The organism is Hyphomicrobium zavarzinii ATCC 27496 (assembly GCF_000383415.1).
Classification (GTDB): domain Bacteria; phylum Pseudomonadota; class Alphaproteobacteria; order Rhizobiales; family Hyphomicrobiaceae; genus Hyphomicrobium_C; species Hyphomicrobium_C zavarzinii.
This window is the reverse complement of record NZ_KB911258.1, coordinates 553,641-576,042: the sequence shown is the minus strand read 5'-3', so window position 1 is coordinate 576,042 and position 22,402 is coordinate 553,641. Positions and strand designations below refer to the sequence as shown.

Annotated in this window: 22 protein-coding genes; 6 read left to right on the top strand and 16 right to left on the bottom strand. The window is 64.7% G+C overall.

Translation table 11 applies throughout. The features are described 5' to 3' along the window. Positions 1-32: 32 nt before the first annotated feature. A complete protein-coding gene (locus tag F812_RS0113940; RefSeq protein ID WP_020086605.1) occupies positions 33-419 on the bottom strand; it encodes a response regulator in 387 nt (128 codons plus the stop codon). A 280-nt stretch (positions 420-699) separates the two neighbouring features. Here F812_RS0113940 and F812_RS26595 point away from each other — a divergent pair, with 280 nt between their 5' ends. The 4 genes from F812_RS26595 to F812_RS0113920 all read left to right on the top strand — a co-directional run bounded on the left by F812_RS26595 (position 700) and on the right by F812_RS0113920 (position 5,076). Further along, positions 700-1,455, top strand: a complete 756-nt coding sequence (locus tag F812_RS26595; protein WP_040498487.1) for a Crp/Fnr family transcriptional regulator — start codon at positions 700-702, stop codon at positions 1,453-1,455. 75 nt (positions 1,456-1,530) lie between these two features. After that, positions 1,531-2,733 (top strand): putative DNA modification/repair radical SAM protein, encoded by a 1,203-nt coding sequence (locus tag F812_RS0113930; protein ID WP_020086603.1) that lies wholly within the window; start codon positions 1,531-1,533, stop codon positions 2,731-2,733. Next, positions 2,733-4,157 carry a UdgX family uracil-DNA binding protein gene (locus tag F812_RS0113925; RefSeq protein WP_020086602.1) on the top strand — a complete coding sequence of 475 codons (1,425 nt, stop codon included), beginning with the start codon at positions 2,733-2,735 and terminating at the stop codon, positions 4,155-4,157. The genes F812_RS0113930 and F812_RS0113925 overlap by 1 nt, the downstream gene beginning before the upstream one ends. Positions 4,158-4,248: 91 nt before the next feature. Continuing rightward, positions 4,249-5,076 (top strand): pentapeptide repeat-containing protein, encoded by an 828-nt coding sequence (locus F812_RS0113920; RefSeq protein WP_020086601.1) that lies wholly within the window; start codon positions 4,249-4,251, stop codon positions 5,074-5,076. An 18-nt stretch (positions 5,077-5,094) separates the two neighbouring features. Here the strand turns inward: F812_RS0113920 and F812_RS0113915 are convergent, their stop codons facing one another. From F812_RS0113915 to ettA, 5 genes are all read right to left on the bottom strand, one after another. Beyond that, a complete protein-coding gene (locus F812_RS0113915) occupies positions 5,095-5,622 on the bottom strand; it encodes a hypothetical protein (protein WP_198011199.1) in 528 nt (175 codons plus the stop codon). 10 nt (positions 5,623-5,632) lie between these two features. Continuing rightward, on the bottom strand, positions 5,633-6,289 hold the full coding sequence (locus F812_RS0113910) for a glutathione S-transferase family protein (RefSeq protein ID WP_020086599.1): 657 nt from the start codon (positions 6,287-6,289) through the stop codon (positions 5,633-5,635). An 87-nt stretch (positions 6,290-6,376) separates the two neighbouring features. Further along, positions 6,377-6,619 carry a hypothetical protein gene (locus F812_RS0113905; protein WP_020086598.1) on the bottom strand — a complete coding sequence of 81 codons (243 nt, stop codon included), beginning with the start codon at positions 6,617-6,619 and terminating at the stop codon, positions 6,377-6,379. 100 nt (positions 6,620-6,719) lie between these two features. Continuing rightward, entirely contained in the window at positions 6,720-7,109 is a 390-nt protein-coding gene (locus F812_RS0113900; RefSeq protein ID WP_020086597.1) for a hypothetical protein, read from the bottom strand. Positions 7,110-7,126: 17 nt separating this feature from the next. Next, positions 7,127-8,788 (bottom strand): energy-dependent translational throttle protein EttA, encoded by a 1,662-nt coding sequence (gene ettA, locus F812_RS0113895; RefSeq protein ID WP_020086596.1) that lies wholly within the window; start codon positions 8,786-8,788, stop codon positions 7,127-7,129. 172 nt (positions 8,789-8,960) lie between these two features. Here ettA and F812_RS0113890 point away from each other — a divergent pair, with 172 nt between their 5' ends. Continuing rightward, positions 8,961-9,662, top strand: a complete 702-nt coding sequence (locus tag F812_RS0113890) for a DUF1003 domain-containing protein (protein ID WP_020086595.1) — start codon at positions 8,961-8,963, stop codon at positions 9,660-9,662. A gap of 42 nt (positions 9,663-9,704) precedes the next feature. Here the strand turns inward: F812_RS0113890 and F812_RS0113885 are convergent, their stop codons facing one another. The 4 genes from F812_RS0113885 to F812_RS0113870 form a co-directional block, all read right to left on the bottom strand. Beyond that, positions 9,705-10,388 (bottom strand): hypothetical protein, encoded by a 684-nt coding sequence (locus tag F812_RS0113885; RefSeq protein ID WP_020086594.1) that lies wholly within the window; start codon positions 10,386-10,388, stop codon positions 9,705-9,707. 106 nt (positions 10,389-10,494) lie between these two features. Continuing rightward, on the bottom strand, positions 10,495-11,481 hold the full coding sequence (locus F812_RS0113880; RefSeq protein WP_020086593.1) for a mitochondrial fission ELM1 family protein: 987 nt from the start codon (positions 11,479-11,481) through the stop codon (positions 10,495-10,497). A gap of 109 nt (positions 11,482-11,590) precedes the next feature. Next, positions 11,591-12,322, bottom strand: coding sequence for a CPBP family intramembrane glutamic endopeptidase (locus tag F812_RS25555; RefSeq protein ID WP_020086592.1), 732 nt, complete (start codon positions 12,320-12,322; stop codon positions 11,591-11,593). A gap of 36 nt (positions 12,323-12,358) precedes the next feature. Continuing rightward, positions 12,359-13,399 carry a mitochondrial fission ELM1 family protein gene (locus tag F812_RS0113870; protein ID WP_245257680.1) on the bottom strand — a complete coding sequence of 347 codons (1,041 nt, stop codon included), beginning with the start codon at positions 13,397-13,399 and terminating at the stop codon, positions 12,359-12,361. Between the two features lie 148 nt (positions 13,400-13,547). On the opposite strand from F812_RS0113870, the gene F812_RS0113865 reads away from it, so the two are divergent. Continuing rightward, positions 13,548-14,033, top strand: coding sequence for an Lrp/AsnC family transcriptional regulator (locus F812_RS0113865; RefSeq protein WP_020086590.1), 486 nt, complete (start codon positions 13,548-13,550; stop codon positions 14,031-14,033). 18 nt (positions 14,034-14,051) lie between these two features. Here F812_RS0113865 and F812_RS0113860 read toward each other — a convergent pair whose 3' ends face one another. The 6 genes from F812_RS0113860 to carA all read right to left on the bottom strand — a co-directional run bounded on the left by F812_RS0113860 (position 14,052) and on the right by carA (position 22,185). Further along, positions 14,052-15,302, bottom strand: coding sequence for an MFS transporter (locus F812_RS0113860; protein ID WP_020086589.1), 1,251 nt, complete (start codon positions 15,300-15,302; stop codon positions 14,052-14,054). Positions 15,303-15,367: 65 nt separating this feature from the next. Beyond that, positions 15,368-15,841 carry a transcription elongation factor GreA gene (gene greA, locus F812_RS0113855; RefSeq protein ID WP_026868122.1) on the bottom strand — a complete coding sequence of 158 codons (474 nt, stop codon included), beginning with the start codon at positions 15,839-15,841 and terminating at the stop codon, positions 15,368-15,370. A 115-nt stretch (positions 15,842-15,956) separates the two neighbouring features. Then, the gene (gene carB, locus F812_RS0113850; RefSeq protein ID WP_020086587.1) at positions 15,957-19,310 is read right to left on the bottom strand and encodes a carbamoyl-phosphate synthase large subunit; all 3,354 of its coding nucleotides are present in this window, start codon (positions 19,308-19,310) and stop codon (positions 15,957-15,959) included. A 168-nt stretch (positions 19,311-19,478) separates the two neighbouring features. Then, positions 19,479-20,126: a hypothetical protein gene (locus tag F812_RS0113845; protein WP_020086586.1), complete on the bottom strand. Its 648-nt coding sequence runs from the start codon at positions 20,124-20,126 to the stop codon at positions 19,479-19,481. Positions 20,127-20,234: 108 nt separating this feature from the next. Continuing rightward, positions 20,235-20,825: a hypothetical protein gene (locus F812_RS0113840; RefSeq protein WP_020086585.1), complete on the bottom strand. Its 591-nt coding sequence runs from the start codon at positions 20,823-20,825 to the stop codon at positions 20,235-20,237. 157 nt (positions 20,826-20,982) lie between these two features. Continuing rightward, positions 20,983-22,185: a glutamine-hydrolyzing carbamoyl-phosphate synthase small subunit gene (carA, locus tag F812_RS0113835; RefSeq protein WP_020086584.1), complete on the bottom strand. Its 1,203-nt coding sequence runs from the start codon at positions 22,183-22,185 to the stop codon at positions 20,983-20,985. Positions 22,186-22,402: the final 217 nt, after the last annotated feature.

Genomic DNA, 22,402 nt, shown 5'->3' with positions numbered 1-22,402 from the left:
GAGGGGCGCGAGCGCGATCCCCGCGGCTTTGCTCAGGGGACGACGATGGCGTGGCGCAAATCGTCGATGGCGTAAGGCTTGGCCACGATGGCGGCGTTGGCGAAGTGCGGAGGGAACGTGAGCTGGTCGCCGTAGCCCGTCGCGAAGGCGAAAGGGATGGCGAGCTCGCGCAGGCGGTCAGCAACGATAAAGCTTTTCTCGGTTTCGAGATTGACGTCGAGAAGGCAGAACTCCGGCGGCTGCAGCGTGATTGCGTTCAAGGCGTCCAGAACGTTCTTCGCCGTGCGCACGCTGATGACGCCGATCTCGCGCAACATGTCCTCCGTATCGAGGGCGATGATGAAATTGTCCTCGACCAGCAGCACGTCGGCAGGCGTGCGGGTGGTTGGAGTCGGCAGGTCGTTCGGCGTGTTGCCCATTGATGATTGGCTACCTCATATGGAAGGATGCGGACTTGGATCGGGGTCAGCGCATCCTCTTCCGCCGCAGGGCCAGCAGAGGCTGCATCATTGGTGCAACGGAGCTTGCGACCGCCCTCAGGGCGCCTCGCAGCATAGCGCTCGACATATCCGACCGCAGCCACCGGATTGCATTTCAGGCCGCGTGTCATCGGACCGCGCCCACTCAATCAAATCCCACTTGCTCTGTCTGTGCACTTGTGCACACAAGAGGGTGATTGCGAGCAAGGACGAGAGCCCCGTGGCCGCTCACCAAAGCCCATTTCTTCCGGATGACCCGCTTGTCAGCAACCTGCTCGGCGCGCTGCGTCCGGCCGACTACGATCTGCTTTCGCCCCACCTCGAGATGACGGAAAGACGAGCCGGGGAGCTGCTTTACAACCCCGGCGACAACGTCGCGACGGTGTATTTTCCGTATGGTCCGAGCCTCGTTTCATTTCTCGTCGCCAACGCGGACGGCCGCGACGTGGAAACCATACTGGTGGGCCGCGAGGGGGCCGTAGGCGGCATCGTGAGCTCCGGCAACCTGCCGGCCTATTGCCGTATCCTCGTGAAGTTCGGCGGCCCGTTCGCCTCGATCTCCGTGAGCCATCTCGAGGCCGCAAAGAAACAATCACCGAGCCTCAGGGCGCTATTCGCGCGCTATGCCGATTGCATGCTTGCACAAATGTTCCAGGCCACCGCCTGCAACGCGATCCATTCCATCGAGCAGCGCACCGCCAAATGGATCATCTCGGCCATGGATCGCACCGGCGACCATCTCGTGCCGCTGACCCATGACGAGCTGGCTTCCATGCTGGGCGTGGGGCGCAGCTACACGAGCCGCGTCATCCAGGTGTTCAAGGCAGACGGCATTCTCGAAACGCGCCGCGGCGCGCTCATGGTGCGTGATCGCGATGCGCTCTACGCCCGCTCGTGCCTCTGCAATGAGAGCGTCAAGGAGCACTTCGAGGATGTGCTGCGCGGCGTCTATCCAAGCGAGAGCGAACGCGCATAGGCGCTTTGTGCTGTCGCCACCTTGACGGTGGCTTTATGAGAACATATAGAGAACAACAAAGCTGGAGGCTGCTCCATGGAGTTGTTCGAGAAGCTCGCAATCCTCGCTGCCGCTGCGAAATACGATGCGTCCTGCGCCTCGTCCGGCGCGCCGAAGAGAAAAGCCGCCGAGGGCGGGCTGGGCTCGACCACGGGAGCCGGCATCTGCCACGCCTACACGCCGGATGGACGCTGCGTTTCTCTGCTCAAGATCCTGCTCACCAACTACTGCCTGTTCGACTGCGCGTACTGCATCAACCGCCGCTCCTCGAACGTGCGCCGTGCGCGCTTCAGCGTCGACGAGGTGGTGCGGCTGACCGTTGAATTCTACAAACGCAACTACATTGAGGGCCTCTTTCTCTCGTCGGGGATCATCCGTTCGGCGGACTACACGATGGAGCAGCTCATGCTCGTCGCGCGGAAGCTGCGCCGCGAGCATGGCTTCGCCGGTTACATTCACCTCAAGACCATTCCCGAGGCGAGCCCCTGGCTGATCGAGCAGGCGGGGCTTTGGGCCGACCGGATGTCGATCAATCTGGAGCTGCCGACGGCTGCCAGCCTTGCGAAGCTCGCTCCGGAGAAAAGCGGGGCGACCATCGAGAAGGCGATGGACCAGATGCACGCGCGTATCGCCGAGGCGCGCGAGGAAAAGCGCCGCTTCTCGCCCGCGGGACAGAGCACGCAGGTGATCGTCGGTGCCGATGCGACGACGGATACGGAGCTGCTTACCGCCAGCGCGACGCTCTATCAGCGATTCAAACTGTCTCGCGTCTACTATTCGGCTTTCAGCCCCATCGACCACGCAAGCAGCCTGCTGCCGCCCAAGGCGCCGCCTCTGGTGCGGGAGCACCGCCTCTACCAGGCCGACTGGCTGCTCCGGAACTATGCGTTCTCCGTCTCCGAGATCGCGGCGTGCAGCAACGACAACATGCTGGATCTCGAGATCGATCCCAAGCTCGCGTGGGCACTCAAGAACCGCGGATCGTTTCCCGTGGATGTGAACACGGGACCGCGCGAGATGCTGTTGCGGGTGCCGGGCCTCGGCACCCGCGCCGTCGACCGCATTCTGAGCGCGCGCCGTCATAGGCGCCTTCGCTCCGAAGACGTGCGCCGGCTGACGAGCTCGTTCCGGCGGGCCGCGCCGTTTCTCATCACGGCCGATCACCGGCCCACGCGACTGACGGACCGGGTGGATCTTCGCGAGCGCGTCGCTGCACCCCGCCAATTGAGCCTGCTCTGATGGCGCCGAGGAGCGTCACCTTGCGCGAGGGCGCAGATCTCGATGGGTTTCGCCTCGCCGCGCGCGGGTTGATCGCGGCGGGCGTCGCGCCCTGCGACGCGGTCTGGCAGACCGCAGCGGCGCCGTCGCTATTCGACGGGCCGAGCCCGGAAAATGCCGCTCCCATCGTCTTGCCGCGCGAGGTGAGAGATCTCATCCAGAGCGTCGTCTGCCACCGCGATCCGGAACGGTACGGGCTGCTCTACACTTTGATCTGGCGCGTGACGCAAGGTGAGCGGAGTTTACTCGAGATCGCGAGCGATCCGCTCGTTTACCGCCTCATGGCGATGGCGAAGTCGGTTGCGCGAGACCTGCACAAGATGCACGCGTTCGTGCGCTTTCGGCGTGTGGCTGCGGAGGGCAGCGAGCGTTTCGTCGCGTGGTTCGAGCCTGATCATTACATTCTCGAAGCAACGGCAGGGTTCTTCGTCGACCGCTTTCGCGCGCTCGACTGGTCGATCCTCACTCCCATCGGGTCGCTGCATTGGAACCGGGAGGCGCTCACACTCGGCCCGCCGGGAGAGCGGAGCGACGCGCCGGAGAGCGACGATCTCGAGGCCGGCTGGGGTGTCTACTACGCCAGCACCTTCAACCCGGCGCGCGTGAACGTCGCCGAAATGCAGAAGCAGATGCCGAAAAAGTATTGGCGCAACATGGCGGAGACGAAATTGATCCCGGACCTGCTACGCTCGGCCGGTTCGCGCGTTGAGTCCGTCATGACCAAGGCCCCTGCCCCGCCCCGAAAGAAGGACCCGGCGAAAGCCGTCGCCGCCATGCACGATGGAGACGTGCGGACGCTCGCGGATCTGAACGCGATCATCTCGGCCGCCGACCCGTTCGTGCCGGGTGGCAAGCGCGCCGTGCTGGGCGAAGGCCCTCTTTCGCCCTCCTTGGCGTTCGTCGGCGAGCAGCCGGGCGACCAGGAGGATCTCCAAGGGCGGCCGTTCGTGGGGCCAGCCGGACAATTGCTCACCCGCGCGCTCGCCGAAGCCGGAATTGCGCGAGACGCTTGCTATCTCACCAATGCGGTCAAGCATTTCAAATACGAGCAGCGCGGCAAGCGCCGGCTTCACCAAAAGCCCACTGCGGGGGAAGTGCGCCACTATCGCTGGTGGCTAATGAAGGAACTCGAAATCGTCCGGCCTTCCTTGATCGTCGCGCTCGGCGCCACGGCGGTGCTGGCGCTCACGGATAAAGCGCTTCCGATTACAAAAGTGCGCGGGCCTGCCATGTTCGATGCGGGCCCGGGCTTCATCACCGTGCATCCCTCCTATCTCCTTCGGTTACCGGACGAAAGCGCCAAGCAGGACGCGTATCGCGCATTCGTCGCCGATCTCGCCCATGCCCGTTCGCTCGCCGTCCAGTCTCGTGCCGGTGCTGCCTAGCCGCATCGGTCACACCCGCGTGACCCAACCGCTGAGCGCTGGCGCCCGGCGCCCCTGAAACGCTAGCATGCGGGAAAAAGGACCTCGCCACATGCGTTCCAAGCCCGCCTTCGCTGCCAGACTTTCCGCCGCCCTCATGGCCGGCTCCTTGCTGACCGGGTGGGCTTTCACGCTCTCGGCGGCCGCACAGGATCTCTGGCAGTACATCGACCTCAACTCCGACGCGTTCACGAAAGCCGACGTGACGCGCGCCGAAGTGGAGGCTGCCATTGCCGCCGCCGGAAGTGCGGGGAGCGTCGACTTCAGTGGCAAGCAGCTCAACAGGCTCGATCTTTCCGGGCTCGACCTGCACGGCGCCAACCTGCAGGCGTCGCGCCTCAACGGCACGAAGCTCACGGGCGCCAATCTCTCCGGCGCGCGGCTCGATCAGGCGTGGGGGCTCGAAGCGGATCTCACGGGAGCCAATCTCGAAGGAGCGAGCCTCGTCTCCGCTCAGCTCATGCGCGCCAAGCTCGACGGCGCGAACCTTTCGCATGCGCGCCTCGCCGGCGACTTCTCCCAAGCAAGCCTGATCGGGGCGCACCTCGACGGCATCAACATGGCCGATGGAAAGCCCGCGCGGGACAGCCGCCGTCATCCCTTCGTGATGCGCTCGGCGAAGCTCGACAAAGCCACCATCACCAACGCGGGGTTGATCGGCGCGATCCTCGACTTCGCCTCTCTGAAGGACGCCGACCTTTCGGGCAGCATTCTCGCGGGTGCGTCGCTGGCTGGTGCCGATTTCACCGATGCCAACGTGGCGAAAACGGACTTCAACGGCGCCGACGTCGGCTCGGCTCATCTCGAGACGCTCAAGGGACGGGAGGCCGCGGTCAACCTCGACAAGGCGCGCAATCTCGAAGGCGCCTACCAGAAGTGACGCACGATCGCGTGGGCGCTACGGCGTCTCAGGCGAGAATTTGGCTCCGCGCGCGAGTTCCTCCAGGGGATCCACGCCGGAGAACGGGCTGCGCCCACCGTCCCGGCAACTGGAGCGCGTCGCAGCGATCAGATAGACCCCGTCGCGGCGCGGCACACAGATGACAATGCCCTTCGGCACGGCATTGCGGCAGCGCGTATCCGCCACGAAGCGCTCGGCCGCGATGCCTGCGATCTCGACTGAGGTCGCGACAGGCTGCTCGTACATTTCGCTCCATAACACCTCGCGGACCTCTGCCTGGCATCCTTCGCCGCGTTCGCTCGGCTTCCACGTCACGCGGACGTCTTCGTGATCCGGTGAACTCTTGTCCACCGGCTTGAAATCGAAGGCGTGCTCGCCAGCTCCCTGCATAGTCCAGCGTGCCGTGTCGTAGGAAAGCTCGAGGCTTCCCAGGCGCAGCACCCAGGGCTCATGCGCCGCCCCTTGCGCCACGCACGCGATAACGGCGAGCCCTGCCAGCAAACAACTCCGTATGCCTGTCCGCATTCGCACGCGCTCAATCCCGGTCTGGTGCGCCGGGCGGAAAATACGGGCGGAACGGGCGGGCCTCATCGACGGCGCGCGCAAACGACGGGCGCGCGAGCAGGCGTGCGCGATACGCCTTGAGCGTCGACAACTCCGCCGGGATCTCGTGCACCCAATCGGCGTAGAACAAGGAGGGCGCGGCGGCGCAATCGGCCAGGCTGAACGTGTCGCCCGCAGCCCATTCCCGGCCGGCGAGCTTGGCGTCGAGCCAGGGGTAAATCGTGTCCAGCATCTCATGGGCCTGCGCGACGCCATAGGGATCGCGGCCCTCCGGCGGGCGCAGATGATCGAGCACGATCTTCTGCATCGGTGTCATGACGTAGTTGTCGAAGATGCGATCCAGGGTGCGCGCTTCCAGCGCCGCATCCGCGCCGGCCGGCACGAGCTTCACGGCTCCCGGGTGATGCAGGTCCAGGTACTCGATGATGGCGGTGGATTCGAGAACGGTTCGCTCGCCGTCGGCCAGCACCGGCATTTTTTTGAGGGGCCACAGCGCGGCCCACTCGGCGCCCGTGGCCGGATCTTCGGGCCCGAGCAGACGATAGGTGAAAGCCGTCGCGTTCTCGTAGAGGGCTGTCTCGACCTTCTGACAGTAAGACGAGAACGGGTGGGCATAGAGCGTCAGCATAGAGTGCGGCTCCCTCCTCGCGCTGGGGCATCAGCACACAGCTACAGCTCTATACGACGTTCTCGTGGCGGCCCGCGAGAAAACCGCTCAGGCCCCTTTCGCGTCCGAGACGCACTTCTTCACGAAGCTGGTTTCGGCGGCGCCATGCAGGTTCTTTGTTTTGGCGTCCGTCTCACACTTCGCCTTGGCGTCGGACGCGCATTTCTTGAGGAAGCTTGTCTCGGCCGCGCCGTGCAGACTCTTGGCGGTAGCCTGGGCCTTGCACGTATCGGCGGATGCAACGCCGGCGAAACTGGCGAGAATGAGAAAGGAAACAGCGAGCCTGATCATGGGATCCTCCTGTGATCCCCCCTGCCTCATCATAGGGAGCATCCCAGGCGATGCCTCATACAAATCCGTAAGCTGCTTTAACGCGACGGACGGCAACGCTTCAGGAGCGCGCCGCGAAATCCTTCGCGAGCAGGTCAATGCCCACGAGCAGCAGGAGCTGGTGGAGCCCCCACAAGACGAACAGCACTCCGAACGTCATCGCCGCCGTCCGCGCATAGTCTTGCGTGATCAGCGGCTTGCGCCCGTTCAGCGACACCGCGAACGCGAGCGACGCGATCGCGGCGATGGCCAGCAGCGACCACGGCCGATCCAACGTTTCGACGGCCAGAAACCCCAGCACATAAGCGATGAAATACGCCGCTACGTGACGCAGGGCCGGCGGATTGCCTTCGCGGTCGCCGCGGAGCCGTGACTTGAGGTCGAGCGCCACCACCGACGCGATGGCCGCTCCGAGCGATATGACGAGGATGAGGGTCCAGTCGCCCGTCATATCGCCCCCCAACTGACCTAGCGCTCGAACCGCTTGTACTTGATGCGGTGCGGCTCGACGGCGGCGTCGCCGAGGCGGCGCTTCTTGTCCTCCTCGTAGGCTTCGAAGTTGCCCTCGAACCACTCGACGTGGCTGTCGCCCTCGAAGGCCAGGATGTGGGTCGCGAGACGATCGAGGAAGAAGCGATCGTGCGAGATCACCACGGCGCAGCCAGGGAAATCCTCGAGAGCGGCTTCGAGCGCACCCAGCGTCTCGGTGTCGAGATCGTTGGTCGGCTCGTCGAGCAGCAAGAGGTTGCCGCCCTCCTTCAGCATCTTGGCGAGATGCACGCGGTTGCGCTCACCGCCCGAGAGAAGGCCGACCTTCTTCTGCTGGTCCGGCCCCTTGAAGTTGAACCAGCCGCAGTAGGCGCGCGAGCTCATCTCCCGCTTGTCGCCAAACTTCATGATGTCGAGGCCGCCGGAGATCTCCTCCCAGACGGTCTTCTTGTCGTCGAGGTGCGCGCGGCTCTGGTCGACGTAGGAGAGCTTCACGGTGGGGCCGAGCTTGATGGTGCCCTTGTCCGGCGTCTCGACACCGGTCAGCATCTTGAACAGCGTGGTCTTGCCCGCGCCGTTCGGGCCGATGACGCCGACGATGCCGCCCGGCGGCAGCTTGAAGGAGAGATCGTCGATCAAAAGGCGATCGCCGAATGCCTTCGAAAGCCCCTCGGCCTCGATCACCATGTCGCCGAGGCGCGGGCCCGTCGCGATCTGGAACGAAGCCTTGCCGACCTCCTCGCGCCCGGCCTGCTCGACGAGCTTGTCGTAAGCGGAGATACGCGCCTTGGACTTGGCTTGGCGGGCCTTGGGCGAGGAGCGGATCCACTCCAACTCGCGGGCCATCTGCTTCTGGCGGCCTTCCTCGGCGGCCTTCTCGCTCTCGGCGCGCTTGGCCTTCTGCTCCAGCCAGCTCGAATAGTTGCCCTTCCACGGCACGCCCTGGCCGCGATCCAGCTCCAGCGTCCATTCGGTGATGTTGTCGAGGAAGTAGCGATCGTGCGTCACGAGGATGACGCAGCCGGTGTACTCCTTGAGGTAGCGCTCGAGCCAGGCGACGCTCTCGGCGTCGAGGTGGTTGGTCGGCTCGTCGAGCAGCAGGATATCCGGCTTCGAGAGCAGGAGGCGGGTCAGCGCCACGCGGCGCTTCTCACCACCGGAGAGCTTCGTCACGTCCGCATCGCCCGGCGGACAACGCAGCGCGTCGAGCGCCTGCTCGACCTGCGTGTCGAGGTCCCAGAGGTTCAGCGCATCAATCTGATCCTGGAGCGCCGTCATCTCGTCGGCGGTCTCCTCGGAGTAGTTGGCGGCGATCTCGTTGTAGCGGTCGAGGATCGCCTTCTTCTCGGCGACGCCCTCCATGGCGTTGCCCAGCACGTCCTTCGAGGGGTCGAGCTCCGGCTCCTGCGGCAGGTAGCCGACCTTGATGCCGTCGGCCGGTCTCGCCTCCCCGAGGAAATCGTCGACCGTGCCGGACATGATCTTGAGCAGCGTCGACTTACCGGCACCGTTCAGGCCCACGACGCCGATCTTGGCGCCGGGCAGGAATGACAGCGAGATGTCCTTCAGGACCTGCTTGCCCCCCGGGTAGGTCTTGGAGAGCTTGTGCATGTGATAGACGTACTGGTGGGCCGCAGCCATTCGGGCGCCTCTCGGGTTGCGCGGTTTCGGGATTTGCGGGGGTTTTAACCGATCGTCGGGTCAATCTCAATCGCCGGGTGGGGGCGAATTACAGATATGTAACTCCCTGATCCTATTGCTGTTGTTCCGGGCCCGCTCCACGTCACGCATTGAACCCCGCCGAGGACTGCGCATGTCGAACCACGCCAACGGGTCCAGAACCGACCGGTGCGCCATCACCGGGCGCGAATGGACACGCCGCCAGCTCGTGAATCTGGAGACGGTTCGTCCCGCCCTCGTCGAGCGGATGCGGCGCGACTATCCCGATCTCGCCCCCGACGCGCTCGTCTCGCGGCAAGAGTTGCAGAGGTTCCGGGGGCTCTATGTGGAGGAGCTTCTGCGGGACGAGAGCGGCGAGATCAGCGACCTCGAGCGGCGCGTCGCGGAGAGCCTCGCCACGCACGACACGCTGAGCGAAAACGTCGAGGCCGAGTTTGAAGAGAAGCGAACGTTCGGCGAGATCGTCTCCGATCACCTTGCCTCGTTCGGCGGAAGTTGGGTGTTCATCATCAGCTTCCTGGTGATGCTCGGGGTTTGGATGGCCTACAACGCGGCGCGTGGAAGCGACACGTTCGACCCTTACCCGTTTATCCTCTTGAACCTCGTGCTCTCGTGTCTTGCCGCATTGCAGGCCCCCATTATCATGATGAGCCAGAAGCGGCAGGAGGCGAAGGATCGCGCGCGCTCGCTCAACGACTATCAGGTGAACCTCAAGGCCGAGCTCGAGATCCGCCACCTGCACGAGAAGCTCGATCACCTGATCAGCAAGCAGTGGCAGCGGCTGGCGGAGATCCAGCAGCTTCAGCTCGAGATCATGCAGGACCGCCGGCGCTAGAGGAAAGCGGAAGTAACCGCTCTCCCCTTGCCGTGTGCCGCGTCAGTGAACCAGTGCGACGGAGGACGGCGAGACCGCCTGCTCGGGAAAGGCAAGCTGCTCTTTCGCGCGCCATTCGCTGGTGACGTAATTGACGACGAGCAGCTTGCGTACACCGTCTATCCTGCGCCGCTCGAAGCCATGATACGTGATCGTGGAGGGCACGAAAATCATGCCGGAGTTGCTGGAATAGGGCGTGCGGCCAACCCAGTTCTTGCCGGCATCGTAGATGTCCGTGCCGAGATCGGCGTGCGCGTTTCCCTTCGACAGGTAGATCAGGAAGGTGAACGCCTTGACGCCGATGTCGGTGTGCGGCTCCAGCCAAAAACCATCCACATCCTGTGCGAACTCGATGCGCAGGTGCGTGCCGTTGAGCCTCGCGTCGAAGGATTTCTCGATCGCCGCCGTCACGCGCTGATCCTGAAACGCGGCTGCGACCGCAGACACGCATGGGAACTTGGTGCGGTTCTCGACGTCGAAGTAGCGCCGGCTCTGATTGTGCAGCTCGCGCTTGCCGGACACGCCATCGAGATCGGCGGCACCGAACGGCAATCCAAGGACTTCGTCGACGATGCGCTCCGGCAGGCAGTCGGCGAGCAGCCAATATCGGTAAGGTGTCTCGCTTTTCTCGGCTCGCCCGAAAGCCGCGACGAGAGACAGTGCAACATCATTCCGCGACGTCGGCATAATTCATGCTCCCCCGCTTCAATGCTGAAGGCAGGAGTCATGGCGCATCGCAGCAAGGCTGGCACCATACAAATTCGTAAGGTTGAAGAAACTTGTGAATGAACGCTTAAATTGAACGTCCGTTCACAATGCGCATCTCTGCAAACCGCCGATCAATTTCGCCGGCGATGGCAGATGCCGAACTCAACGGCTCGTAGTCCCACGTCTCGAGCGCATCAACGCGCTCCGGCATGGCGCGTGTTGCGCCGTACTGCATCAGGGCTTCGTGGAAGCGGGTGAATTTAGGCGAACCGCCATCGGGGTGAAAAACATAGACGGGCCTGCCGGTGACGCACGGCTCGCCTGTCATGTTGATGCTGTCGGCGGGCGCAAGAAAAATGTCCGCTTCCGCAACGAAGAATGGGTAGGGATTGTCTCCACTCATGTTCCAGAAGAAATGCGGAAAGGGCTCCACGGCTTGCCGCGCGCATTGAACGATCGCGGGCTCGGTGCGCCGAGACGGCGTGACGAGTAGGCTCGCGCCTTTCTCGCCGAACGCGCGGATCGCGCGGCCCAAGCGCTCGAGCGCAGCCGGCGAATAGACGTAATCGCCGTTCGAGCCGCCGAGCATGATCGCCACGCGCGGACGAGGCAACACGGCGATGTGAGCGGGGATCGCGCTCTTGAGCGCCTTGAGACGCTGCTCCGAGAAGCCGTGCGGGGCAGTAAGCGTTGTGATGACGTTGGGTCCCCGCAGGCGATCGTGCTCGGGAACCCAGAACAGATCGGCGGTCGCCAGCGAAACCTTCGGATCCTGCAGGATCACCGTGAACGTCGCCTCGCGCGCCATCTGCTTCAGCCTACGGATATAGGGTGTGGTGAGGCGTCCGATGGCGATCGCGACATCCGGCCAGGGCGGCGCGAACGCGCTTCCGGGCGCACCGAAACGCTCGCGGCGCGCTACGCCGATCCAGGGTGACAAATGCTTGTGGAGCCCTTTCGGCGCAATCCGCTTCACGGTCACGTCGAGGCCGAGCGCATTCGCTATGCCGAGCGATTGCACGTCGTTGCCGGCCTTCCCGTCGCTGAAGAGCCAGGCCTTGCGGCCACGCAAATCGTTGCCCAGAGCCGATCCCCTCTTCGCTGATCGCTGCGCGAGACTAATCCCGCGGGGGGAAGCGCGTCACTTTACAAACCGGCAAAGAAGACGCGCCGCCCACAGCTCAGGGATTTTGAACGCCCGTGAAGAAATAGCGGCCGAGACCGATGGTGAAGATCAGCCATCCCCAAAGCGTATGCTCGATGAACACCGCCCAGAACGAGCGCGACATGGCATAGCGCGCGGCCAGGATCATTCCGCCGAGCGCGGTTGCGGCGATGGCGAAGGCCGAATTCATGACGATGTGCGCATAGCCGAACAGCAGGCCGTTCACGATCACGATCAGCCACGCATGGGTGCCGAAGAGCGGCCCGTAGCGATGAAAGAAGAACGAGCGGTAAAGCAGCTCCTGCGCGGCGACGGAGAACACCGGATAGGCCAGCATGATGCGCGTGTAGGTCTCCGGCCGGTTGGTCGGAAACTCCAGGAACCACGACGGATGATAGGTCTTGATCCACCACGTCGCCGCGCCGCCCATGATGAGAAAGATGAGAACGATCGAGAGCGCGTTGCGCCAGCCGAGACCACGGCGGAGCTCATCGCGCAGACGGAACGTGGGATCGGCGAGCAGGAGGAAGGCGGCGATGAACAGGACCGGCAGCAGGGCGATGAAGATCGGGATTTTGGTGCCGGCCGGTATGTACTCGGAGAGCAACGGAACCCGCTCTCCGTGCACGACCCACGACATCACGATGGGCGCAGCGCCAAACAGCAGCGCCATCTCGATCCACCGCAAGAGGCGCGCGAGAAGGGAGACCTCTTGCGCCGAGGTTGTCGATCCGCCGGCCGTGATCATTCTCGTCTCTTTCCGATTGCTCGCTGAGGACAGGCGTCAGGTCAGCCCCGCCAGCAGGCTCTTGCGGCGCTGCCAGCGCTGCTCGACTTCATCAGCGATGACGTCGGCGGCGTAAAGGGGTGTGTAGCTCCAGGTGTCGAGCCCGCCGAAGCGGTCCGGCGCGATGCGCGTCACGCCCTTCGCCCGCAGCGCGGCATGGAAAGCCGTGAATTTGTCGGCGCCGCCTTCCGGCTCGAACACATAGATCGGGCGCCCGGTGGCCGCCGCCTCACCCGCCATGTTGATGCTGTCGGCGGTAACGAGGAAGGCATCTGCATTGGCAAGAAACTCCGGGTAGGGATTGGGTCCCTCCCCTTTCCAGAAAAGCGCGCCCGCCTCGCGCGCCACGTCGTCCAGCGTCGCAACGAGCTCGGGCGGCGTGCGGCGGGACGCGGTGATCATGAGGCCCGCTCCGAGACCGGCAAGCGAGCGCACCGTCTCCGAGAGCTTGTCGATCACGGGCTTCGGATAGCGGTAGCGGTCGTTCGGCCCTCCGACGAGCACCGCCACGCGCGGGCTCTTCAAGGCTGTGATCGCTCCGCTCGGCCGCGCACGCAGATCGGCGAGCCGCTCCGGCGAGAGCGGATGGGGCGCGGTAAGCGTGACCACGACGTTGGGTCCGCGTGGCCTGTCGTGCTCGGGCACCCAGACTAGGTCCGCCGTCCTGGGGCCGGTCTTCGGGTCCATGAGCACGACCGTGAAAGTCTTGAGGCCGGCTTTCTTCTTCAGCGCACGTATGTAGGGGGTGGTGGTGCGCCCGGCGGCGATCGCGATCTGCGGCCAGGGCGGCGCGAACGGGGTGTGAGGCGTTCCGAACTTCTCGCTCGGCGGGACAGGGCCCCAAGGCGCGAGCGCTCTCCAAAGTCCCGCGGGCGAAACGCGCTTCACTTCGGCAGCGAGCCCCAAGGCCTCGGCGACGCCGCGGCAGAGCGCTTCATGGCCGGCCTTGCCATCGCTGATGATCCATGCGCTCGCCCCGGCGAGGGGACGCGCATGCCCCGAGCGCATTCGTCCCGTCACCCGTGTCGCATTCTGCATGCCTCACCTTCCCCGGTAGCGCTCGCTCTGTCGAGTCCTGCCGGACTCGGCATGCGAAGCAATAGTGCAATGGTCCACGACAGGTATTCTTTGCATTTGTTGCGCGTCTGCCCTTAGGTCATGCAGCAATTCTTTTCGAGAAAGACCGATGTCCCTCCGTCTCGACGCAACCGACCGGCGCATCCTGCGCGAGCTTATGGCCGATGGGGCGCTCACCAATGTGGCGCTTGCCCAGAGAGTGGGGCTTTCCGCACCTCCCTGCCTGCGGCGCGTGCGCGCGCTGGAGGATGCGGGGGTCATCCAGGGGTATACGGCGCTGGTCGACGAGGCGGCGCTGGGTTTCGAGCTGACCGCGTTCGCCATGGTCGGGTTGCATAGTCAGGCAGAAGGCGATCTTCGTGCGTTCGAGAACCGGGTGCTGGGCTGGCCCATGGTGCGCGAAGCCTACATGCTCTCGGGCGAAAGCGACTACGTGCTCAAGTGCGTGGCGCCGGACCTTCGCTCGTTCCAGGATTTCATCCTGAAGGAGCTGACGGCCGCCCCCAACGTGGCGAGCGTGAAGACCAACCTCGCCATCCGGCGCGCCAAGCGCGTGCCCGGCGTGCCGCTCACGGGGCCGGACGAAGAAGCCTGAGACACGCGCGCGATCAGATCAGGTCAATCGCCGCTTTGCGTAGAGGCCCGGGAACAGGCGGGTCCAGATCGCGGTGACCACCAGCGTGCCCGCGCCGCCGATCACCACCGCGGGGACAGCGCCGATGAACGCGGCCATGGTGCCGGCCCGGAACTCGCCCAGCTCGTTGGATGCGCCGATGGCGACGCTGTTCACGGCCGTCACGCGGCCGCGGACGTCATCGGGCGTCGCGAGCTGAATGAGCGTGGCGCGGACGTTGACGCTCAGCATGTCGGAGGCGCCCATCAGGAACAGCGCCGGGATCGAGATCCACAGCGTCGTCGAAAGGCCGAACACGATGATGGACAGTCCGTAAGCGGCCACGCCCGCGAACATCACCCGCCCCGCGTGGTCGCGGATGGGGTGGCGCACCAGCCAGAGCGCGACCACGAGGGCGCCGACGCCGGCGGCCGAGCGCAGAAGACCGAGCCCCCAGGGTCCGACCTCCAGGATGTCGCGAGCGAATACCGGTAGAAGCGCCGTCGCGCCGCCGAGCAGCACCGCGAAGAGATCGAGCGAGACGGCGCCCAGCACGACCGGGTTGCTCCAGATGTAACGGACGCCCGCGAGCATGGTCTCGATCGAGCGGGCCTCGGAGATGGTTTTCTGCGCGGGCTTCGGGATCATCGCCACCAGGACGACCGCGATCGCGAACAGAACGAAGGCGACAGCATAGGGAACCATCGACGAGAGGCCGTACAGCAGGCCGCCAATGGCTGGGCCGATGGTGAAGGAGGCCTGCATGGCCGAGGAGTTCCACGTCACGGCGTTCGGGAACACCTCGCGCGGAACGAGATTGGCGGAGAGCGACTGCACTGCAGGCGTGAGGAACGCCCGGGCCACGCCGAACAGGGTCAGAATGATGAAAACCGGCCAGATCGGATGGTGCTCGCTCGCGCGGGCAGCGTGCAGGATCCAGAACCCCGCGAGGGCGGCTACGCAGAGCGCCTCGAGCGCGATGCAGAGCGCCATGACGGCGCGGCGATTGTAGCGGTCGGCGACCGTGCCGGTTGCGAGCACGAAGACGAGCGCGGGTGCGAACTGGACGAGCCCCACGAGGCCCAGCAGAAAGGGATCGCGCGTCTCGTCGTAGATCTGCCAGCCCACGGCGACGGAGACGATCTGGATTGCGAACCCGTTGAGGAAGCGCGCAACCCAATAGAGGGTGAAGGCCCTGTAGGCGAAAGCCGACGGCGGCCGGGCCGCCTCGGCGCTTGCGTCCTGATCCAACAGACCACCTGATACGGCGTTACGAGGCCCGGGCCTGCTGCTCCGGGCCGTCCGGCCGCTTCACTCTACTTCCATTCGACCTTGAGAACTTCGTAGGAGCGCGCCCCCTTGGGCGTCGTCACCTCGGCCGTGTCGCCCTTTGACTTGCCGATGAGGGCGCGGGCAATGGGGCTCGATATCGAGATCTTGCCCTCGCGCACGTTGGCCTCGAGGTCGCCCACGATCTTGTATTTCACCTTCTCCTCGGTGTCCTCGTCGACGAGGGTGACGGTGGCGCCGAACTTGATCGAGGCGCCCGACAGCTTCGAGGTGTCGACCACCTCGGCGCGGCCGATCTTGTCCTCGAGCTCGGCCACCTTGGCCTCGTTCATACCCTGGGCTTCCTTGGCGGCATGATATTCCGCGTTCTCGGACAGATCGCCGTGCGAGCGTGCCTCCGCGATTGCCTGGATGATGCGGGGACGCTCCTCGGCTTTCAGGCGGTGCAGCTCCGCCTCGAGGAATTTGAAGCCCTCGACCGTCATCGGAACACGTTCCATCGACATCGCTAAAGTCTCCCATTCGGCCTGGCCGGTAGCCAGCACCCTAATTCGCGAGATCCCGATACTCTAATGGGACTTGGCCGTCAGATAATGCCCGGAGCGGCTCTACGTTTCACGAAGCGCGGCCCACATAGGCCTGCAACGGAGCCACCTTGAGGATATCGGCCTTCAAGGCCTTTATCGCGCGGGTCACGGCAACCGCGCCTGCAAAAGTTGTATAATAGGGGACGTGGTGAAGCAAGGCCGTGCGGCGGATGTCCTTGCTGTCAGCCACCGCTTTTGCACCTTCGGTTGTATTGAAGACCAAGGCTACTTCGCCATTCTTAATGGCGTCGACAATGTGAGGCCGGCCCTCCAGGACCTTGTTCACAATCTCGGATTGTAGCCCGTGCGCCTCGAGGTGACGGCGGGTGCCGCGGGTGGCGATAATCTTGAAGCCGAGGTCCGCAAGCTCGCGCAGCGGCCCCACGATGCGGTCCTTGTCGCTGTCCTTCACCGAAACGAACACCGTTCCGGAGGTAGGCAGCTTCTGGCCGGCACCGAGCTGGCTCTTGGCGAAGGCCACAGCGAAATCGCGGTCGATGCCCATCACCTCACCGGTGGAGCGCATCTCCGGACCCAGGATTGGATCCACGCCCGGGAAACGGGCGAACGGGAACACGGCTTCCTTGACGGCGACGTGATCGACCTTGGCCGCCTGCAGGCCGAAGCTCGCCAGCGGCTTACCTGCCATGATCTGAGACGCGATCGCCGCGATCGGCTTGCCGATCACCTTGGCGACGAAGGGCACGGTGCGCGAGGCGCGCGGATTGACCTCGAGAACGTAGACCTCGTCGTCCTTGATGGCGAACTGGACGTTCATGAGGCCGACGACGCCGAGAGCCAGGGCCAGCTCGCGCGCCTGGCGCTCGAGCTCGGCGATGATCTTCGGCGAGAGAGAGTGGGGCGGCAGCGAGCAGGCCGAGTCACCCGAGTGGATGCCGGCTTCCTCAATGTGCTCCATGATGCCGGCGACGAAGGTGTCCTTGCCGTCCGAGAGGCAGTCGACGTCCACCTCGATGGCGTCCGCCAGATAGCGGTCGATCAGCAGCGGGCGCTTGGCCGAAACCACGAGCTCCGACGGACGGTCGAGCGTCGCGGAGAGGCGCGCGATGTAGCGGTCCACCTCGGCGCGGTCGTGTACGATTTCCATGGCGCGGCCGCCGAGCACGTAGGACGGACGGATCACGACCGGGAAGCTCACGCGCTCGGCAATGGCGGCAGCCTCCTGCGGGGTCGCGGCGATGCCGCTCTCCGGCTGGCGCAGGCCAAGCTTCTCGATCAGCGCCTTGAAGCGATCGCGATCCTCCGCGAGGTCGATTGCGTCCGGAGACGTGCCCAGGATCGGCACGCCGGCTTCCTCAAGTGCGCTCGCGAGCTTCAGCGGCGTCTGCCCGCCGAACTGAACGATCACGCCTTTGAGGGTGCCGTTCTGCTGCTCGCGGCGGATGATCTCCAGCACGTCCTCGGCAGTCAGCGGCTCGAAATAGAGGCGGTCCGAGGTGTCGTAGTCGGTCGACACGGTCTCGGGGTTGCAGTTGACCATGATGGTCTCGTAGCCCGCGGCGGTGAGCGCGAAGCAGGCGTGGCAGCAGCAGTAGTCGAACTCGATGCCCTGGCCGATGCGGTTCGGGCCGCCGCCGAGGATGATGATCTTCTCGCGGTTCGACGGATCGGCCTCGCACACGGGAGGACCGGTGAGACCACGCTCGTAGGTGGAGTACATGTAGGCCGTGGGCGAGGCGAACTCGGCCGCACAGGTGTCGATACGCTTGAAGACCGGATGCACGTCGGCCGCCTGGCGCGCAGCACGCACCTCGGCCTCCGTCTTGCCCGAGAGCTTCGCGAGGCGGGCATCAGAGAAGCCCATGGCCTTGAGCGAGCGGAGATGCTCGGCCGACGTGGGCAGGCCGTGCGCCTTCACGCGCTCCTCGACGTCGAGGATCTCCTTGATGCGCGCGATGAACCACGGATCGATCTTGCAGAAGGCGTGCACCTGCTCGGCATCGAGGCCGAGGCGAAGCGCCTGGGCGACCTTGAGCAGACGGTCGGGCGTGGGGCGGCCGAGGGCCGCGCGGATGACGTTCTTGTCGTCGCCAGCTCCGAGGCCTTCGAGCTCGATGTCGTCGAGGCCCGTGAGTCCAGTCTCCATGGAGCGGAGCGCCTTCTGCAGGCTTTCGCCGAAGGTGCGGCCGATGGCCATCGCTTCGCCCACCGAGCGCATGGCGGTCGTGAGCGTGGTGTCGGCGCCCTGGAATTTCTCGAAGGCGAAACGCGGAATCTTGGTGACGACGTAGTCGATGGTCGGCTCGAAGGACGCGGGTGTCGCGCCGCCGGTGATGTCGTTCTCGAGCTCGTCCAGCGTGTAGCCGACGGCGAGACGGGCCGCGACCTTGGCGATCGGGAAGCCGGTTGCCTTGGACGCGAGCGCGGAGGAGCGCGAGACGCGGGGGTTCATCTCGATGACGACGAGACGGCCGTCCTTCGGGTTCACCGCGAACTGGACGTTCGAGCCGCCGGTCTCGACGCCGATCTCGCGCAGAACGGCGAGCGAGGCGTCGCGCATGATCTGGTATTCTTTGTCGGTGAGCGTGAGGGCCGGCGCGACGGTGATGCTGTCGCCGGTGTGAACGCCCATCGGGTCGAGGTTCTCGATCGAGCAGACGATGATGCAGTTGTCCGCCTTGTCGCGGACGACCTCCATCTCGTACTCCTTCCAGCCGAGCAGGCTCTCGTCGATCAGGATCTGGCCGACGGGCGAGGCATCGATGCCGGAGCGCGCGATCTGCTCGAACTCCTCGCGATTATAAGCGACGCCGCCGCCCGTGCCGCCGAGCGTGAAGGCGGGGCGGATGATTGCGGGCAAGCCGATCTGGTCGAGCGCCTTCATGGCCTCGGCGAAACCAACCGCGGTGTCGTAGCGGACGATGTGGCCCTTCTCGTCGCGAATGGGCGGCGAGGAGGCGATGGACGCGCGCGGGCTTTCGAGGCCGATGCGGTCCATGGCCTCGCGGAACAGCTTGCGGTCCTCGGCCTTGTCGATGGCCTCGGCGCGTGCGCCGATCAGCTCGACCCCATGCTCCTCCAGCACGCCCTGGCGCTCGAGCGCGAGCGCCGTGTTGAGGGCCGTCTGGCCACCCATCGTGGGCAGCAGCACCAGCTTGTCGTTGGGGCGCTGGCGGCGCTCGTCGGCGATGATCCTGGCGACGATCTCGGGGGTGATCGGCTCGATATAAGTTGCATCGGCCAGCTCCGGATCTGTCATGATCGTAGCCGGATTGGAATTGACCAGGATGATCCGATATCCCTCAGCCTTCAGGGCCTTGCAGGCCTGCGTTCCGGAATAATCGAACTCGCACGCCTGGCCGATGACGATCGGGCCGGCGCCGATGATGAGGATGGAGTCGATATCTGTGCGTTTTGGCATGGCGAGGCCGGTTCTATTCGACGGTTTCAGGTTTGGCTATAGCTGAGACGCCGCGATGCACGCCTCTCTCCTGCGTCGTGTTGAACGCATCCGGAGGAGCCTCGACAGCAAACGAGGGTGCCTCTGGACACCCTCGCTCTTCGCACAGTTCTATGCGCTCCCGCTTTACTATTTCACGACATCCTTAGGAGCTTCGATCACGATGTTGTCCGGGTACGTGTAAACTTCCTTGAAGATCGGCTTATCCAGGAAGCCCGCGCGGGCCAGAATGCTGCGGGCGGGCAGCCCCGTCTTGGGATCGAGATAGATCATACGGACGGCTTCGTTCTTGGGCGGCTTCGCGCCTTCCTTGCTGTCCTTCGCCGCTTCGTCAAGGCCACGATAGGCGCGCAGCTCCCGGCCTTCGACGGTCTCCGTCCCGATGCACTCGAACTTGCCGACCTCCTGGTAGACCTGGGCGATGCTCTTAATCATGAACTGAACGAGCTGCTCGGCCTCCTGCGCCGGGGCCTCCTTCCAGCCGTCCCCGCTGTTCGTCCAGGCCTTCTCGCCGACGACGATGCTCTCTACGGGCTTTCCTTCGGTCAGCGGCGTCAGCACCTGGCGCATGCGGTCCGGGGTCTGGTACTCGACCACCATGTTGGCGGGGCCCGCCTCGGTGATCATGCTCGTCTCCTTGCGGAGGAATTTCTGCTTGCCCTGCGAATTGACCGCCAGGGCCACCTCGGTCGAGCAATCCGCGAGCGCAGGCCCGGCCGCGGCTAGGCCGAGGACGCCCGCCAAGGCGATGGCAGCAATGCCGTACTTCGAACGCATCGTGTCGTTTCCTTCCTCAACTCTTTCAGCCCGGCGCCGCGACGCGCGAGGCGGGCCTTCTTGTTCTTCTCTCAGTTGCGCATGGTCCGGCGGCGCAACAATGGCCGTCTAGAGCGGCTTTTCGATCTTGATGTCGGACGGGTAGCTGAAGACCTCCTTCGCCACCGGCTCGCCCGCGAGGTCGGGCGCTGCGACGAGATTCAAGGCGGGCAGCTTGGTATCCGGGTCGACGAGAATCGTGCGGGCCAGCTCCTTGTCCTGAACCTTCTCCGGCGTCGTCTGATAGCCGAGGTAGCTCTTGCCATCATAGGAAACCGTGCCGAGGCATTTGAACTCGGTGGTGATCTTGGGCGGCGCGAATGCGCTCTTCATCTGCGTCACCACCAGATGTCCGATAGCGGCCTTCATCTCCTGCCAGCCCGATCCCTCGTTGCTCCAGGTGAGATTGCCGACGGCGATGGTCTCGATCGACTCATCGCCTGCCGTCACAGTGCGGTGAACACGATCAGGGGGCAGATAGTCGATCGTCTGCTTCTGGACAAGACCGGTGTCGCTCGTGGACTGGGTCTCGGTCCGCCAGGGCTGCTTCTGCTGGCTGGTAAAGATGGCCTCCAGCTCTGCCTTGCCGTCACAGGCGGACACTGAGGGAGCCGCCGCGACAAGGGCGAGCATCGAGTAGGCAATCAGGCTTGGGCGCATTCGGCGTCTCTTTGTTTCTGCTTCTGGTTCCTCGTTCGCCGCGCGCCTCCGTCGTCGGGAGGCGCGACAACCGGCGCGCATCCTATACGCGCAGGCGGGAAAAAGTCGATCATCGGCAGGAAGTTTCGGAGACTATGATGAGTGTCCGTCCGCCCGGTCAGCGCTCCGACTGGGGAGGCATCGAGCGGCGCTCGCGCATCTTGTTCACGAACCGGGTGAACAGGTAGTGGCTGTCCTGAGGGCCGGGCGAGGCTTCGGGGTGATACTGCACCGAGAAGACCGGACGCCCCTCCAGCTCCAGGCCGCAGTTGGTGCCGTCGAACAGCGAGACGTGGGTTTCCACCACGCCTTTGGGAAGCGTGTCGCGGTCCACCGTAAAACCATGATTCATGGACGTAATTTCCACCTTGTTGGTGGTGAAGTCCTTGACCGGGTGGTTCGCGCCGTGGTGGCCCTGGTGCATCTTGCGGGTCTGAGCACCCAGGGCGAGACCGAGCATCTGGTGACCGAGGCAGATGCCGAAGAGCGGCAGGCCCGAGTCGATGAGCTTCTTGATCTCCGGTACGGCGTACTTACCGGTGGCCGCCGGATCGCCGGGGCCGTTCGAAAGGAACACGCCGTCGGGCTTACGCTCCAGGATGTCCTCGGCCTTCGTCGTGGCCGGGACGACCGTCACCTTGCATCCGGCGGACGCGAGGCAGCGGAGAATGTTGCGCTTCAAACCGTAATCGATGGCCACGACATGGAAGTCGGGCTTCTCGTTGCGTCCGTAGCCCTCGTTCCAGACCCAGCGGGTCTCGTCCCACGAATAGCTCTGCCCGCTCGTCACATCCGGCACGAGGTCGAGACCGAGCAGGCCCGACCAAGCCTTTGCCTCGGCGGCGAGCTTGGGGATGTCGAACTTTCCTGACGGCTCGTGGGCGATGACCGCGTTCGGCATGCCCTTCTCGCGAATGCGGGCCGCGAGCGCGCGCGTGTCGATGCCCGAAATGGCGATGATGCCACGTGCCTTCAGCCACTCGTCGAAGTGGGCGAGCGCGCGGTAGTTCGACGGCTCGGTGATCTCGGCGCGCAGGACGCAGCCGCGCACACCCGAGCGGGAGGCAAGGTTCGACGTCTCGGTGTCCTCGGCGTTGGTGCCGATGTTGCCGATGTGGGGGAACGTGAAGGTGATGATCTGGCCGGCGTAGGAGGGATCGGTGAGGATCTCCTGGTAGCCGGTCATGGCCGTGTTGAAGCACACTTCACCGACGGCGGTGCCGACGGCACCGAGGCCGATGCCGGAGATGACGGTTCCATCATCGAGCACCAGGCGGGCCGTTTCGGGCGTGTCGGACCAAGGCGCGGGCGTGGATTTCATCGGGCGACGAGCTCATTCTGGGCTCGAAGGGGCGCTTTCGGCACGCGCAAGGGAGCAGTTCGCGCGCTAAGGAAGTGGCGTCCGCTCGAGGCAGGGTCCATGGATCGCGGCGGAACCTATGCGAGGGCGCCCACCACGTCAAGGAATGGGGCGTCGTTAAACGCTGGCTTGATAAACAAGACTTCTCCGGACGGGCAAGCCTCGCCCTCGGCGCCCG